The sequence below is a fragment of the Bradyrhizobium sp. UFLA05-89 genome (assembly GCF_059803475.1).
On record NZ_JBANBA010000002.1, the window covers coordinates 165,605 to 179,597 of the forward strand.

Genomic DNA, 13,993 nt, shown 5'->3' on the forward strand with positions numbered 1-13,993 from the left:
CTGGCGCTGTCGCGCCATCCCGGAATGACGAGGTATCCTCTCTGATGACTCCCCGCTCCGCGACGCTGATCGGATTGACCGCAATCCTGATGTGGTCCCTGCTCGCGGTGATGACGGTCGCGACCGGCAAGATCCCCGCGTTCCAGCTCGCAGCGATGACGTTCGCGATCGCCGGTGTCGTCGGTCTCCTGACCTGGATCGGCCGCAGTGGAGTGGCAGCGAGCCTACGCCAGCCGCCCGTCGTGTGGGCCGTCGGCGTTGGCGGCCTGTTCGGCTATCACGCGCTCTATTTTCTCGCGCTGCGATTCGCGCCGCCGGCCGAAGCGGGTCTGCTCAATTATCTCTGGCCGCTGCTGATCGTGCTGTTCTCGTCGTTCCTGCCGGGCGAGCGTCTCGCCGTGCATCACGTCGTCGGTGCCGTGCTCGGCCTCGTCGGCACCGTGCTGCTGTTCGCCGGTAACTCGTCTGGCTTTGCGCAAGGCCAGTTGCCGGGGCTGATCGCCGCCTTCATCGCGGCGTTCGTCTGGGCCAGCTATTCGGTGCTCTCGCGCCGACTGAAAGCCGTGCCGACCGATGCGGTCGCCGGCTTCTGCCTTGCCACTGCGCTGCTTGCCGCACTGATGCATGCTGCGCTCGAAACCACGCTGTGGCCCGAGACCACACTGCAATGGCTCTCGGTGTTTGCGCTCGGAATCGGTCCAGTCGGCGCCGCGTTCTACGCCTGGGACATCGGCATGAAGCGCGGCGACATCCGCGTGCTCGGCGCCGCGTCCTACGCGACGCCGCTGCTCTCGACCGCGTTCCTCATCGCGGCCGGCTTTGCGAAGGCCAGCGCCAGCATCGCCATCGCCGCGGTCCTGATCGCCGGTGGCGGCCTGATCGCGGCGAAGGACCTGCTGTTGTGGAAGCCGATCAGGCCGCGCTAGGCCGCCAGCCCTGCGGCCGGTACATCGCTTCCGGAATCTGTCCGAGCTCGGAGCGCTGCAATCGCTCAGACGTCAGGCCATAAAACTGCTGGAAGCTCATGATCAGCGGCCGCCATTTGTCGGGATCGATGCGGTTATTCTCGCCCTCCATCATGATGGAAGGATACGCATGCACGCGCGTGATGCGCACCTCGATGGCGGTCAAATGGCCGCGAAAGATCTCGTCGTCCTGCGCCATGTCGTGGACGTGCGCGAGCTTCGCCTCCATCTGCACCGGACATTCCGCGGCGCGCGGTGCGCCGACTGTCTCCGCCGCCAACGCGGTCAATCCGCTGACACCGAACTTGTCGCGCACGCAGCGGTAGCCGCGCCAGGCCTTGGCCGGCGGCACCGGATCGGAGCCGGTGGTCCGCGCCAGACGATCGACGGCGCCGACGAGATCGGCGGACGGCAGATTGAGCACGCACTCCCCGGTGCGAAGCATGTTGGTGGTGGTCTGCGATTCCCGCGCGAGCCCGAGCATGCAGCGCCAGCCCACCCACCAGGCCGAGGACATCGGCGCGAGATTGTAGGACCCGTCCGGATTGGTCGTGCCGATCAGGACGACCGGCGTTCCGAAATAGAGAATGGCCGGCTCGATGTGAATGTGCGAAGTGTCGAAAGTGCCGTGCATCGGTCGCTCCTGTTGTGAGGAGCGGCGTGATAGGGCGCGCGACCGGCAGTTCCCACCCGATTCCCGATCGCCTCTATGGCTCCCAGCCCTTCGGCGCGAGCTCGAACTTTGCGAACTCGAACGCGGGCGCCACTGTGCAGCCGACCAGAGTCCATTCGCCCGATGTCTCGGCCATCTGCCAGGCCTGCGCCGGCACGATCGCCTGCGGCCGCTCGCCGCCCAAGAGGTCCGTGCCGAGACGCACCTCGTGCTGCGTGCAGCCTTCATGTGCGATGCGCAGCGTCAACGGGCTTCCGGCATAGTAGTGCCAGGTCTCGACCGCATCGATTCGATGCCAGTGCGAGCGCTCGCCGCGTGCGAGCAGGAAATAGATCAGGGTTGAGCGCGACCGCCCGTTGGTGTCAGTGCTCTGATCGCGAAACGTCTCGCGGTAGTGTCCGCCTTCGGGATGGGGTCGCAGTTCAAGGCGCGCGATGATCTCGGCAGCGGTCGACATTACTCCCCCGTCAGGACTTGTTCTTGCGTTCGCGCAACTCGCCGAACACGATGGCGCCATCAGCGCCCTTCATGTGTAGCTTGGCTGCAACCGCGGGGTCATCGGCGCGCAGGAACACATTTGCTCGCTTCTCATCACCAAGCAGTGAGGGGATGGTGGGCTTGTTCTCGGCGCGGAGTTTTGCAACTTCCGCCGCGCGGGCCTGGAGTGCCGGATTGTCGGGCTCGATAGTGAGTGCGAACTTGACGTTGGAGGCGGTGTATTCGTGGCCGCAATAGAGCTTGAAGTCGTCGGGCAGCGCCCGCAGCTTCAGGAGCGAATCCCACATCATCGGGTAGTTGCCCTCGAACACGCGCCCGCAGCCGATCGAGAACAGCGTGTCGGCGGCGAACACCGTCTTCTCCGCGTCGAACACGTAGGAAATATGGTCGAGTGTATGACCGGGCGTTTCCAGCACGCGCGCAAGCAGGCTGCCGACCTTGATGACGTCGGCATTGACGACACGCAAATCGACATTGGCGATTTTCGTCGTCTTGTCATGCGGCGCGACGACGCGGCAATTATATTTCTGCTTCAGCTCAGCGACGCCGCCGACATGGTCGCCATGGTGATGGGTGATCAGGATGTCGGTGAGCGTCCAACCCTCGCGCTCCAGCGCCTTCAGGATCGGCCCGGCTTCCGGCGCGTCGATCGAGGCGGTTGCCTTGGTTTCCGTATCGTGGATCAGATAACCGAAATTGTCGTTTAAACAGGTGAAAGTACGAATTTCGGCGGCCATGATATCTCCATCGCGCTCAGCCCCGGCAAACAGATATGGCGTTAACGTTGCGCAGGCAATGCAATATTCCGCGCGCCCAGGCCGCCGGGCACATGTTACATTGCGCTCATGAGCATCGATGTCATTGATCTGCGTGACTTCTATTCGCGCCGCCTCGGGATCGTGGCGCGGCAATTGATCAATCGCGCGATCAGGGAACGCTGGCCGAAGGCGGAGGGGCAGCGAGTCCTCGGTATCGGCTATCCCACCCCCTATCTCGGCCTGTTCCGCGAGGACGCCGAGCGCTGCATCGCCTTCATGCCGGCGGCCCAGGGCGTCTTGAAATGGCCGACGGGGCGGCCCGCGCTGGCCTCTCTGGTCGATGAGTTCTCGCTGCCGTTGCAGGATGCCGCGGTCGACCGCATCCTGCTCGTCCATGCGCTCGAGATCTGCGACGACCCGGCGGCGCTGCTGCGCGAGGTGTGGCGGGTGCTGGCGCCATCGGGCCGCGTCATTGCGATTATCCCGAACCGGCGCGGGGTGTGGACGCGCACCGAGAACACGCCGTTCGGCCATGGTCGGCCGTATTCGCGCGCACAGATCACCGACCTGTTGCGCCAGACCTGGTTCACCCCGACCGCCTGGGGCGAGGCGTTGTTCATGCCGCCCTATGCCGGCGGCTGGCTGTTGAAGTCGGCGCTGATGTGGGAGCGCGCGGGCGCCTCGCTGTCGTTGCCGTTCGCCGGCGTGCACATCGTGGAAGCGACCAAGCAGGTCTATCGCGTGATCCCGGCGAAGCGGGAACGCGCGCGGCTGATCCCCTCGCTCAAGCCCGTGCTGGTGCCGTCCTCGACGACGGTGACGCGGAGCTGACGGCAGAACGCCCCGGCGAGCCGGGGCGTTCTTCATGTCGGATAAATCGAAGCGGGCTTTTGCGGCTTTATTCGCCGGGAGCGAGATCGTCGCTCGAGGCGGCCGGTGCTGCCTCGCGTTCGGGGCGCGGGCCATGCGGCCGGCGGCGCCGCCGCGGATAGCGCTCACCGCCACCGCCGCCGCCTTCGAAGCCGCCGCCCTGGCCGCCATTGACCTGCGGTTGTGCGCCGGTGATGAAGGAGGGCAGGCGATCGACGCTGCCGGCATCCGCAATCACCGGCTGCGGCTGGTTCTGCGGTTGCGGCTGGGGCTGATATTGCGGCTGCGGACGGTGGTCGCGCTCGCGATGCTCGCGCGGCTGCTGCTGGTCGCGCTGATAAGGCTGGCCCTCGCCACGCTGGTGATCACGCTGATGGTCGCGCTCGCGGGTATAGGGCTGCTGCTGCTGCTGGGGCTGCGGGACGAAGCCGGGCTCCTGGCCGAAATTGGAGAAGGTCTCGCCATCGTCATCGCTGTCGTCGCTGACGACGACCTCTTCACCGCCGCGCGGCTGCTGCTGGTTCTGGCGGAATTGCTCCTGAGCTGCGGCAATCAGGCGGAAATAATGTTCGGCGTGCTGATAGTAGTTCTCGGCTGCCACGGGGTCTCCAGAGGAGCGCGCGTCGCGCGCGAGCTGGAGATATTTCTCGGCGATGTGCGAGGCGGTACCGCGGATCTTGATGTCGGGTCCGTTGGACTCGTAAACCCGGGTCATCGGGTTCTGGCCGCGCCGGTTATTGTTGTTGTTATTCCGGTTGCGCATCCGCTGCTTGTTCTGACCGTTTCTCATGTCCTGCCTTTAATTCCAGCCCTTGAAAAGTTCGTACGCGTTACTGCTGTTGAGAGTGACCTAAATTGCTGCGGCGCAGGTTTGGCACGCGCGCCGCGCGCGGCTCGAATCCCTGCCCACGTCCCGACCAAGGTTCCTGCCGATGTCGTTGACCATCGCGTTCAACAAAGACGCGTTCCCACCCGCCGACGCCCATCGCCGGCGAACCCATTCATTCTGCCTGCCGAAACAAGCCCTGGTTTCTTGCGTAAATCTTCAAGCGCAATATCAGGCTTTCGTTCACTTTGCGGTCGGAAAGCAGCGCAGCTCCACGGGCCATCGCGCTTAACAGGACCTGCGGCTTGGAACCTTCAATCCAGTGCAGCTCTCGCCTTGAGAGCCCGGCTTTCGCCCGTAGGTCTACGGGGCCGGCACCGATGTTTGACCGGAACGTAGTCGTTCCCACGGGATATTCCAAGAGGTTTTTGTAGTCCAATCGGGCTTTTATGGGGGCATTTTTCGGGCCGACACGGCCCTTAAGATGCCCGCCAGATCAGCCTTGGGTGGCCTCTCCACTCCTAACGCCGCAGCTGCCATCAAGGTTTCAATGCCGCGAGCCTGACCTTGTCCGGCCTCCACCACCAGCGCTCCGCCCGGGGCCAGAAGCTGAGCGGCCTGCGGTATCAGGGCGCGGTAGGCGTCGAAGCCGTCATTGCCGCCGTCGAGCGCGAGGCGCGGATCAAAGTCGCGGACCTCGACGCTCAAATTGGCGATGTCGCCCGAGGGAACGTAGGGCGGGTTCGACACGATCAGGTCGAAGGGACCCGCGAGCGCAGCCGCGTAGTAGCAGGCGACGAAGGCGGAACGGTCGGCGAGGCCAAGTGCTGCGGCGTTACTCTTTGCGGTGCCGAGCGCGGTCAGGCTGACATCGGTGCCGACACCGAACGCATCCGGAATCTCATGCAGCAGCGCAAGCAGGATCGCGCCCGAGCCCACGCCGATATCGGCGATCCGTGGCGGCCTTCCGGATACCGGACCTTCGCGAAAAATCTCCAGCGCCAGCTCGACGACGGTCTCGGTGTCCGGCCGTGGCACCAGCGTTGCGTCCGAGAGCTGAAAGGTGAGGCCCCAAAATTCCTTGGCCCCGAGAATGCGCGCGACCGGTTCACCGACGAGGCGCCGCTGCGCGTATCGTTCGAGCTGCGAGGCCTCGGTCGCCGTGAGCGGCCGGTCTGCCTGCGTGATCAGCCCGGTCAGATCGAGGTCCAGCACAGCTCCGACGAGCAGACGCGCCTCGATCTCGGCCTCGCCGATGGCGGCCGATCTCAGCCGCGCCGCCAGGATGCGCCGCGTACTCTCGATGCTGCTTCCGGGAACGAAATCTGTCACCGCTGGACCATCCTGCCTCGCCACGTGGATAGGACGATGGCCATGCTTGCGTCAACGGAAGCGGTCGCGTTTGATCGGCGAAAATGCACGGTGACAGCCATGACGACCTATGACGTTCAGAATGTCTTCGCAAAGATTTTGCGCGACGAAATCCCCTGCCTCAAGGTCTACGAGAACGACCATGTGCTGGCCTTTCTCGACATCATGCCGCGCTCGCCCGGCCATACCCTGGTGATCCCCAAGGCGCCCGCGCGCGGCATCCTGGACATCGCCGAGGACGATCTCGCCGAGGTGGCACGTGCGGCCAAGCGGATCGCGATTGCGGCGATGAAGGCGTTCGGCGCCGAGGGCATCATCATCCAGCAATTCAGCGAGCCCGCGAGCGGGCAGGTGGTCATGCATCTGCACGTGCACGTCATGCCGGTCAGGGCAGGCGTCGAATTGCTGCCGCCGCAGACGCGACAGGAGGATGCCGCGGTGCTCGCCGAGCACGCCAGGCGGCTGATCGCCGCGCTCGGCGCTTGATCCGGCGCGGCGGATCAGACGCCGAGCCAGCGTTGCAGGAGCTGCGGCTGCGCCTTCAGCTCCTGCGCCGGGCCCTCGTGCACGATATGACCGTTGTTGATGATGTAGATGCGTTTGGCGAGCGCCAGCGTCGCCGCAAGATTCTGCTCGACCAGCACGATGGTCTGACCGGCCGCGGCGAGATCGCCGCATGCCTTGACGAGATCGCGGACGATCACGGGAGCGAGTCCTTCGAACGGTTCGTCCAGCAGGATGATCTTGGGATCGCGCACCAGCGCGCGTGCGATCGCCAGCATCTGCTGCTCGCCGCCAGAGAGCTCGTTGCCGCGATTGCCGCGCCGCTCCTTCAGCCGCGGAAACATCTCGTAGATGCGATCGAGCGGCCAGCGCTTTTCCGCGGTGAAGCCGGCAATGATGATATTCTCCTCGACGCTGAGGCTGCCGAAGATGCGGCGTTCCTCGTGGACGAGCTGCATGCCGGCCCGCGCGATCCTGTGGCTGCGGCGTCCGGCGATGTCGGTGCCGTCGAAGATCACGGTGCCGCTGCGCGGCCTCACCACGCCCATCAGGCTCTTCAACGTGGTGCTCTTGCCGGCGCCGTTGCGGCCGAGCAGCGCGACCACCTCGTGCCGCTCGACGCGCATGGCGACGTCGAACAGGATGTGGGAGTCTCCGTAATAGCTGTTCAGGCCGTTGACCTCGATCAGGCTCATGCAGCGATCTCTCCATGCACGCCGCCGAGATAGGCCTCCTGCACGGCGGCGTTGGTCCTGATTTCCTCCGGCGTGCCCTCGAGCAGCACGCGGCCCTCCTGCAGCACGGTGACCCGCTCGACCAGCTCGAACAGCGAATCCATGTCGTGGTCGATGATGATCATGGTGCGGTCGCGCGCGATCGCCTTGAGCAGACGGACGGTCTCGACCCTCTCGCGCGGGCTCATGCCCGCGAGTGGCTCGTCGAGCAGCAGCAGGCGGGGCGAGGTGGCGAGCGCCAGCCCGATCTCCAGCCGTCGCTTCTCGCCATAGGCGAGCTCGGCGACCGGAGTGTCGGCCCGCGCGGCCAGATTGACCAGCTGAAGCGTATGCTCCACCTGCTCGGTCAGCCCCCTCACGCTCGAAACCTTGCGGAACAGGTCGAGCCGGAATCTTCCGCGGAGCTTGGCAAGCGCCGCGATGGTCAGGTTCTGCCGCGCCGTCAGGCCAGCGAAGAGCTGGTTGACCTGATAGCTCTTGGTCAGCCCGAGCTGGCAGACGTCGGTGATGCGCTGTCCCGTGATGTCACGGCCCTCGAACACGATGCGGCCCGAGGTCGGCGCGATCTCGCAGGTCAGCATCTTGAAGAAGGTCGACTTGCCGGCGCCGTTAGGACCGATGATGCCGCGCAGCTCGCCGTGATTGACGCTGAAGTCGATGTCGCTGTTGGCGACGAGGCCGCCATAGCGTTTGGTCAGGCCCGTGGCTTGAAGGATTGGACCCTGGCGGTGGTCGTATCTGGCGCCTGCCGGTGCAGCAACGAGCGGCGCTCGTTCCGCCATTTCGGCCTCCGCGGCCCGCCAGTCTGCTTCGACGGGCGCTTCCTCCGCCGGAGCCGTGGCCCGCTCGCCCGTGACGAGGCCGTAGAGATCGATGAGGCCACCGACGATACCGCCGCGCAGGAAACAGACCAAAGCCACGAAGACGACGCCCAGCACGAGCTTCCAGGCGGCACCTAACCCCATCGCGGCCTGCAGGAAATCCTGGAGGAACAGCCAGACGGCGGCGCCGACCAGCGGTCCGAACAGCGTGCCGCGGCCGCCGATCGCGGTCTGCATCACGAGCTGGCCGGAGGTGTCGAACGTAAAGGCGTCAGGCGGCATGAAGGCTTGCAGCACGCCGAGCAGCCCGCCGGCAAAGCCGGCATAGGCTGCGGCAATCACGAAGGCGGTCAGCTTGTAGCCGTGGATGTTGTGGCCGACCGCGGTGGCACGCAGCGGATTGTCGCGGATCGCGCTGAAGATCGCGCCGACCGGCGAGCGCACGATCCTGAGCGCGATCACGATGCCGATGAAGTAGCAGAGGGCGATGAACTGATAGAGCGACCAGCCATTGGTGAAGTGCAGCGTGACGAAGCCGAGATCGAAGCTAGGTGTCGGCACGCCCGGCAGGCCGTTCTCGCCGCCGGTGAAGTCGGCCAGCGGATTGAACTCGACGAAGAAGAACACTTCCGCGATCGCCACCGTGATCATGGCGAAGTAGATGCCGGTGCGGCGTAGCGCAATCAATCCGATCAGGTAGCCGGTCGCAGCCGCGGCGATCATGCCGATGATCAGCGCGCCCAGCACGTTGCCGAAGCCGGCGCGTGTCAGAAGCCAGGCGGCGACGAAGCCGCCGGTGCCGTAGAAGGCGGACTGGCCGAACGACAGCAGCCCGGTGAAGCCGAACAGGATGTCGAAGCCGAGGCCGAACAGGCCCCAGACCAGGATCCGGTTCACCGTGTTCGGCGCAAAGCCAAGATGGGGCAGCACGACCGGCGCGACGATCAGGCCGACCGCCGTCAGGATCTCGATCAGATAGGGAAGCTGCCGGGACTTCGCTTGCTTGGGCATCAGAGCATTACTCATTCGCGCCCCTGCACGCCGAGCAAGCCATGCGGTCGCACCACGAGCACGAGCGTCATCGCAGCAAACAGCATCACATAGGCATAGCCGGGGTTGAACATGGAGGTGACGCTGATGATCTCGCCGGCGATCAGGCCGCCCAGAATAGCGCCCGGAAACGAGCCGACGCCGCCGATCACCACCACCACGAAGGTCTCGACCAAAATGTCGTCGCCGACGCCCGGTGTCAGCGACACCACCGGCGCGTTGATGATGCCGGCAAATCCGGCGGCCATCGCGCCGATGCCGAACACGACCATGAAGACGCGGTAGACGTCGATGCCGAGCGAATCCACCATCACGGAATCCTCGATGCCGGCGCGCACGATCATGCCGAGCCGGGTCCGGTAGAGCACCAGGAACAGCGCGCCGAGCGCGATCGCGACGATGCCGACCACGGCGAGGCGATAGGTCGGATAGAACATGAAGCCGAGATTGGTGATGCCCTGGAACAACGGTGGGGGCGGGACGATCTGCGACTGGCTGGAAAAGATCAGCCGCACGATCTCGACGAAGCAGATGCCGAGGCCAAAGGTGACGAGAAGCTGGTCTTCATGCGGTCGCTGGTAGAAATGCCGGATGATCACCCGTTCCATCGCGACCCCGAGCAGCATCACGAACAGCGAACCGGCGATGACGGCGATGACGAACGAGTGGGTGTACTCAAAGGCGACGAAGCCGGCGTAGCCGCCGATCATGAACATCGCGCCATGCGCGAGGTTCAACACGCCGAGCGTGCCGTAGATGATGGTGAGGCCTGAGCTGATCAGCGCGAGCAGCGCGCCGAGCGCGAGCCCGTTGAAGAGCTGGGAGATGAGATTGGGCCAACTGATCATGAATGCGTCTTGATTCCGTGTCATGCGGACCGACGCGCCGATCCGCAAAAGGCTGACGCCGCAGGCGTGGCAACTGCCTGCGGCGTCACAGGGGTCAACCCAGGCTCACGAGTATTCGCCGAGATGGCAGCCGAACGCGTCCGGCTTCTGCATCAGCCCGTCGCCGGGGACGATCTCGACGACGTCGTAGTAGTCCTCCTTGTTCTTCATGTCCTTTTCCATCTTGCCCTTGACGATGATGACAGGACGGACGCACTGATGGTCTTCGGCGCGGTAGTGGACGTCACCGACGAAGGAGGGGATGGTCTCGCCCTTCTCATAGGCCTTGATGACATCAGGCGGATAGAAGCTGCCAGCCTCCTCGCACATGCGGGCCCAGTGCGCGAAGCTGATATACGCATTCTCCGCGCCCCATTCCGGCTTGTAGCCGTACTTCGCCGCGAAGGCGTCGTTGAACATCTTGGCAAGCGGGAACTTGTCCTCGATCGTCCACCAATAGTCGGTCGCGGCGTAGACGCCCTGCATCAGGCCGCCAGTCTCGCGCGCAATGAACGGCACCTGGTAGGGAATCACGAGCTTCATCCTGTCGAGCACGCCGAACTGCTTGGCTTGCTGGGTCGAGAGCACGGCATCGTGCCCCCAGTTGACGTTGATGAGCACGTCGGCGCCGGAGTTCGCGACGTTGAGCAGATATGAGGAATAGTCTGGCGCGCCGAGCGGCGCGACCTGGTTCGTGGCGGTCGTCCATCCCGCGCTTGCCAGGAAATCCTGCATCGACTTGGTCACGGTGTGCCCGTAGGTGTAGTCGGGCGTGAGGTAGGCCGCCTTCTTGTTCTTGCCGAAGGCTTTGACCATCACCGGGCCGATCGCGGCGGCCGCCGTCTGGCCGAAGAAATCCTGGCGGAAGCCGTAGCGGACGCAATCCTTGCCGGTGGTGTCGTTCGAGCCGGAGATGCCGCACACGAAGATCACCTTCTCGCGCTGGGCGAGCTTGTTCAGTGCGACCGCAACCGCGCTCGACGTGCCGCCGGTGATCATGATCGCCTTGTTCTCGCTGATGAAGCGCTGTTGCGCTTGCACCGCTTCGTTCGGCTTCGCTGCGGAATCCGCGACGCCGAATTTCAGCTCCTTGCCCAGCACGCCCTTGCTGGTCTTGGGCGAGATCTTCTTGATCAGATCATGCCCGCTATTGATGTGCTCGATCGCGAGCTGGTAGCCCTTCAATTCGTCCTCGCCCTGCACCGCATAGGTGCCGGTGCGCGGCACGGAGATGCCGATGAAGACAGAGGAACCCGAGGCGCCCGCCGGATAGGTGCCGAGCGCCGGCTTGTCCTCGGCGAGTGCGGGCATCGCCGGCAGCAGCGAGCCGCCGATGATGCCGGCGCTGCCTTGCAGCAAGCGTCGGCGCGAGAGTCTGGAATGCAGGCCGCGGCTGATGAAGCTGTCCGTCATGATCAAGTTCCTCCCGAGCATGGTTTGTTTGGGGCGTGACCGTTTGCCGCGCTCATCCGGTCCGACCGGCCGAGCGCGTCGTGTCACATCCCCGTGTAGCTCTTGCCGCAAGCATTGCTTGTGATGGCCCGCTGTCAATTTCGCCTTTCGTAGGACGACGAAAATTGTCTCGCAAAAACATATCGTATAACGACATATATTAGTCTTTATGAGTACGTGCTTCTGGGTTCGGCAGGCGAGATGACGCGGCAAACGAGAACGGCGAGGGCCAGGAAGCGGCGATCCTGGCCGCGGGAGTCGGGCCGGACTGCGGCCGACGGCGAGGGCCAGCGAATGATGCCGCAGGCGCTCGACGCGCTGCGCAACCCGGAGGCGCGCAACCGACCGGACGGCTGGCGCAGCTCGCCGGCCGGTCAGTCGAACCCGGCGCCTGGTCCGATGAAGACGCTGAGCGTCCGTGCCCAGAACGTGCTCAAGGAGCTTGCGGTCGAGCTGACGGGCGAGCAGCCGCCGAAGGGCAACTGGTCGCCGTCACGCGAGCTTCTGCTCGCGCTGACCGCCGAGCGTCTTGCGACCGCGCGCAATTGCGGTCCGCACACGACACGCGAGATCATCGCCTGGGCGCAGGGCTGCGGCGTCACGATCAAGCCGACGATCCACCCCGGCGGATCACTGTCGGAGATGTGGACGCGGCTGATCGCCAACGCCGCCTCCGGCGCTCTCACCAGCACCGAGATTGCCGGCGCGTTGCAGCGGTCGATCAGGCGCCGAAGCGTGCGTATCCCGATCGCGTTCCAGATCATCCTGGTAAAGATACTGCTCTCCAACTTCTCCAACTTCGAATAGGCCGGCGGATAGCTGTGCATCCGCGGTGCAGCCCGGTTGGTCCGCACCCGGCCGCTTGCTAGCCTTGACGCATCCGCTCCTGTCGGCGGGTGGTGAGATCGAGGCGGACGGCACGGCATGGTCCAACCGAAGAAGACGACAACGTCGGCGCGGCGCGCGAGTGCGGCGATGCGCGAGGCCGACTATCAGGCGCTGGCGCAATTCCGCTACCAGGTGCGAACCTTCCTGGCCTTCAGCGAGGCTGCCGCCCAGCGCGCCGGGCTGACGCCCCAACAGCACCAGGCGCTGCTCGCGATCAAGGGCTTTACCGGACCGGACGCCGCGACCATCAGCGACGTCGCGCGGTTCCTGCTGATCCGGCATCACACCGCGGTCGAGCTGATGGACCGGATGACGAAGCTGAAGCTGATCAGCCGGGTGGCCGATCCGCAGGATGCCAGGAAGGTCCGCCTCAAGCTGACGGCCAAGGGCGAACAGAAGCTGCGGGCGCTCTCAAAAATCCATCTCGAAGAGCTGCGCGCGGCAAGTCCGGCCTTGAGCAAGATCCTGCGATCGTTCCGCACCAAGGCGCGCTGACTGGTGGCGTCTGCTCCAGAGCAGGATGAGTTTGGTTGGATCGGAGCGAGCCGCGGATTTACCTCTCCCCCGCCGAGGAGAGGTGAGCCTCGCACTCTAGGCAGCGGCACCCTGCGCCGCGAGCTGGGCGGCCTGGTGCTCCGTGGTCAGCGCATCGATCAGCTCGCCCAGCGCTTCGCCCGCGATCACCTGCGGCAGCTTGTAGAGTGTCAGATTGATGCGGTGGTCGGTGACGCGTCCTTGCGGAAAATTGTAGGTGCGGATGCGCTCGCTGCGGTCGCCGGAGCCGACCTTTTCCTTGCGGTCGGCCGAGCGTGCCGCCTCGACGCGCTGGCGCTCGGCATCGTAGATGCGCGAGCGCAGGATGTTCATCGCCGAGGCGCGATTCTTGTGCTGCGAACGGCTGTCCTGCATCATCACGACGATGCCGGTCGGAATATGGGTGATGCGGATCGCCGATTCCGTCTTGTTGACGTGCTGGCCGCCGGCGCCCTGCGCGCGCATGGTCTCGATGCGCAGATCCTCGTTCTTGACGTCGACGTCGACATCCTCGACCTCCGGCAGCACGGCGACCGTGGCCGCCGAGGTGTGGATGCGGCCTTGCGTCTCGGTGTCGGGCACGCGCTGCACGCGGTGCACGCCGGATTCGAACTTCAGCTTGGAGAATGCGCCGCGGCCCTGCACCTCGGCGATGATTTCCTTGTAGCCGCCGACGGTGCCCTCGCTCGCCGAGATGACCTCGACCTTCCAGCCCTGCAGGCCGGCAAAACGCTCATACATCCGGAACAGGTCGCCGGCGAACAGCGAGGCCTCGTCGCCGCCGGTGCCGGCGCGGATTTCCAGCATCACGTTGCGGTCGTCCATGGCGTCCTTGGGCAACAGCGCCACGCGGATCTTCTGCACGAGATCTTCGATTCTGAGCGAGAGCTCGTCGCGCTCGGTCTCCGCCATGCCGCGCATCTCGGCATCGGTCGCGGGATCGGCGATCAGCGCCTCGGTGTCGGCGAGCTCCTTTACCGCAGACCGATAGGTCTTCACCGCGTCGATCAGCGGGCTGATCTCGGCGAGCTCGCGCGTGACCTGCACATAGCGCTCGGAGGAGAGCTGGCCGAGCGTTTCGGCCTCGAGAGAGGCATGATGCGCAAGGAGGACGTCCAGTTTGGCTTCGGGGAGTGACGACATCGATCAAGTCTCAGGTGCA

General features: G+C 64.9%; 15 protein-coding genes. 5 read left to right on the top strand and 10 right to left on the bottom strand.

The genetic code is table 11. From position 1 onward, the window contains the following. Positions 1 to 44 precede the first annotated feature (44 nt). Positions 45 to 926, top strand: coding sequence for an aromatic amino acid exporter YddG (gene yddG / locus SO139_RS01990; RefSeq protein ID WP_449382667.1), 882 nt, complete (start codon positions 45 to 47; stop codon positions 924 to 926). Here the strand turns inward: yddG and SO139_RS01995 are convergent. The 3 genes from SO139_RS01995 to gloB form a co-directional block, all read right to left on the bottom strand. Next, positions 913 to 1,599, bottom strand: coding sequence for a flavin reductase family protein (locus tag SO139_RS01995; protein WP_449382666.1), 687 nt, complete (start codon positions 1,597 to 1,599; stop codon positions 913 to 915). The two genes, yddG and SO139_RS01995, sit on opposite strands and share 14 nt — an antisense overlap. Positions 1,600 to 1,672: 73 nt before the next feature. After that, entirely contained in the window at positions 1,673 to 2,095 is a 423-nt protein-coding gene (locus SO139_RS02000) for a cupin domain-containing protein (protein WP_449382665.1), read from the bottom strand. A 10-nt stretch (positions 2,096 to 2,105) separates the two neighbouring features. Next, complete coding sequence (gene gloB / locus SO139_RS02005) at positions 2,106 to 2,873, bottom strand: hydroxyacylglutathione hydrolase (protein WP_449382664.1); 768 nt, start codon at positions 2,871 to 2,873, stop codon at positions 2,106 to 2,108. Between the two features lie 108 nt (positions 2,874 to 2,981). Between gloB and SO139_RS02010 the strand changes: the two genes are divergently transcribed. Continuing rightward, complete coding sequence (locus SO139_RS02010; RefSeq protein ID WP_449382663.1) at positions 2,982 to 3,725, top strand: class I SAM-dependent methyltransferase; 744 nt, start codon at positions 2,982 to 2,984, stop codon at positions 3,723 to 3,725. Between the two features lie 67 nt (positions 3,726 to 3,792). Here SO139_RS02010 and SO139_RS02015 read toward each other — a convergent pair whose 3' ends face one another. Both SO139_RS02015 and prmC read right to left on the bottom strand, forming a co-directional pair. Further along, on the bottom strand, positions 3,793 to 4,554 hold the full coding sequence (locus SO139_RS02015; RefSeq protein ID WP_449382662.1) for a DUF4167 domain-containing protein: 762 nt from the start codon (positions 4,552 to 4,554) through the stop codon (positions 3,793 to 3,795). A 483-nt stretch (positions 4,555 to 5,037) separates the two neighbouring features. Further along, positions 5,038 to 5,922 (bottom strand): peptide chain release factor N(5)-glutamine methyltransferase, encoded by an 885-nt coding sequence (gene prmC / locus SO139_RS02020; protein ID WP_449382661.1) that lies wholly within the window; start codon positions 5,920 to 5,922, stop codon positions 5,038 to 5,040. A gap of 99 nt (positions 5,923 to 6,021) precedes the next feature. Between prmC and SO139_RS02025 the strand changes: the two genes are divergently transcribed. Next, the gene (locus SO139_RS02025) at positions 6,022 to 6,447 is read left to right on the top strand and encodes an HIT domain-containing protein (protein WP_449382660.1); all 426 of its coding nucleotides are present in this window, start codon (positions 6,022 to 6,024) and stop codon (positions 6,445 to 6,447) included. A gap of 14 nt (positions 6,448 to 6,461) precedes the next feature. Here SO139_RS02025 and SO139_RS02030 read toward each other — a convergent pair whose 3' ends face one another. The 4 genes from SO139_RS02030 to SO139_RS02045 all read right to left on the bottom strand — a co-directional run bounded on the left by SO139_RS02030 (position 6,462) and on the right by SO139_RS02045 (position 11,370). Continuing rightward, positions 6,462 to 7,160, bottom strand: a complete 699-nt coding sequence (locus tag SO139_RS02030) for an ABC transporter ATP-binding protein (RefSeq protein ID WP_449382659.1) — start codon at positions 7,158 to 7,160, stop codon at positions 6,462 to 6,464. After that, positions 7,157 to 9,031, bottom strand: a complete 1,875-nt coding sequence (locus SO139_RS02035) for a branched-chain amino acid ABC transporter ATP-binding protein/permease (RefSeq protein ID WP_449382658.1) — start codon at positions 9,029 to 9,031, stop codon at positions 7,157 to 7,159. The genes SO139_RS02030 and SO139_RS02035 overlap by 4 nt, the downstream gene beginning before the upstream one ends. An 11-nt stretch (positions 9,032 to 9,042) precedes the next feature. Continuing rightward, positions 9,043 to 9,918, bottom strand: a complete 876-nt coding sequence (locus SO139_RS02040; RefSeq protein ID WP_449382657.1) for a branched-chain amino acid ABC transporter permease — start codon at positions 9,916 to 9,918, stop codon at positions 9,043 to 9,045. A 105-nt stretch (positions 9,919 to 10,023) separates the two neighbouring features. After that, positions 10,024 to 11,370 (bottom strand): substrate-binding protein, encoded by a 1,347-nt coding sequence (locus SO139_RS02045; protein WP_449382656.1) that lies wholly within the window; start codon positions 11,368 to 11,370, stop codon positions 10,024 to 10,026. A 333-nt stretch (positions 11,371 to 11,703) separates the two neighbouring features. On the opposite strand from SO139_RS02045, the gene SO139_RS02050 reads away from it, so the two are divergent. Together SO139_RS02050 and SO139_RS02055 are read left to right on the top strand one after the other, a co-directional pair. Beyond that, positions 11,704 to 12,216, top strand: coding sequence for a hypothetical protein (locus SO139_RS02050; RefSeq protein ID WP_449382655.1), 513 nt, complete (start codon positions 11,704 to 11,706; stop codon positions 12,214 to 12,216). A 117-nt stretch (positions 12,217 to 12,333) separates the two neighbouring features. Next, complete coding sequence (locus SO139_RS02055; protein ID WP_449382654.1) at positions 12,334 to 12,792, top strand: MarR family winged helix-turn-helix transcriptional regulator; 459 nt, start codon at positions 12,334 to 12,336, stop codon at positions 12,790 to 12,792. A gap of 96 nt (positions 12,793 to 12,888) precedes the next feature. Here the strand turns inward: SO139_RS02055 and prfA are convergent, their stop codons facing one another. Then, complete coding sequence (prfA, locus tag SO139_RS02060) at positions 12,889 to 13,974, bottom strand: peptide chain release factor 1 (RefSeq protein WP_449382653.1); 1,086 nt, start codon at positions 13,972 to 13,974, stop codon at positions 12,889 to 12,891. Positions 13,975 to 13,993 lie beyond the last annotated feature (19 nt).

Excerpts from the sequence above, each read along its gene's own strand:
- yddG (WP_449382667.1), top strand. The coding sequence starts at position 45 with ATGACTCCCCGCTCCGCGACGCTGATCGGATTGACCGCAATCCTGATG.
- SO139_RS01995 (WP_449382666.1), bottom strand. The coding sequence starts at position 1,599 with ATGCACGGCACTTTCGACACTTCGCACATTCACATCGAGCCGGCCATT.
- SO139_RS02000 (WP_449382665.1), bottom strand. The coding sequence starts at position 2,095 with ATGTCGACCGCTGCCGAGATCATCGCGCGCCTTGAACTGCGACCCCAT.
- gloB (WP_449382664.1), bottom strand. The coding sequence starts at position 2,873 with ATGGCCGCCGAAATTCGTACTTTCACCTGTTTAAACGACAATTTCGGT.
- SO139_RS02010 (WP_449382663.1), top strand. The coding sequence starts at position 2,982 with ATGAGCATCGATGTCATTGATCTGCGTGACTTCTATTCGCGCCGCCTC.
- SO139_RS02015 (WP_449382662.1), bottom strand. The coding sequence starts at position 4,554 with ATGAGAAACGGTCAGAACAAGCAGCGGATGCGCAACCGGAATAACAAC.
- SO139_RS02025 (WP_449382660.1), top strand. The coding sequence starts at position 6,022 with ATGACGACCTATGACGTTCAGAATGTCTTCGCAAAGATTTTGCGCGAC.
- SO139_RS02030 (WP_449382659.1), bottom strand. The coding sequence starts at position 7,160 with ATGAGCCTGATCGAGGTCAACGGCCTGAACAGCTATTACGGAGACTCC.
- SO139_RS02035 (WP_449382658.1), bottom strand. The coding sequence starts at position 9,031 with ATGCCCAAGCAAGCGAAGTCCCGGCAGCTTCCCTATCTGATCGAGATC.
- SO139_RS02040 (WP_449382657.1), bottom strand. The coding sequence starts at position 9,918 with ATGATCAGTTGGCCCAATCTCATCTCCCAGCTCTTCAACGGGCTCGCG.
- SO139_RS02045 (WP_449382656.1), bottom strand. The coding sequence starts at position 11,370 with ATGACGGACAGCTTCATCAGCCGCGGCCTGCATTCCAGACTCTCGCGC.
- SO139_RS02050 (WP_449382655.1), top strand. The coding sequence starts at position 11,704 with ATGATGCCGCAGGCGCTCGACGCGCTGCGCAACCCGGAGGCGCGCAAC.
- SO139_RS02055 (WP_449382654.1), top strand. The coding sequence starts at position 12,334 with ATGGTCCAACCGAAGAAGACGACAACGTCGGCGCGGCGCGCGAGTGCG.
- prfA (WP_449382653.1), bottom strand. The coding sequence starts at position 13,974 with ATGTCGTCACTCCCCGAAGCCAAACTGGACGTCCTCCTTGCGCATCAT.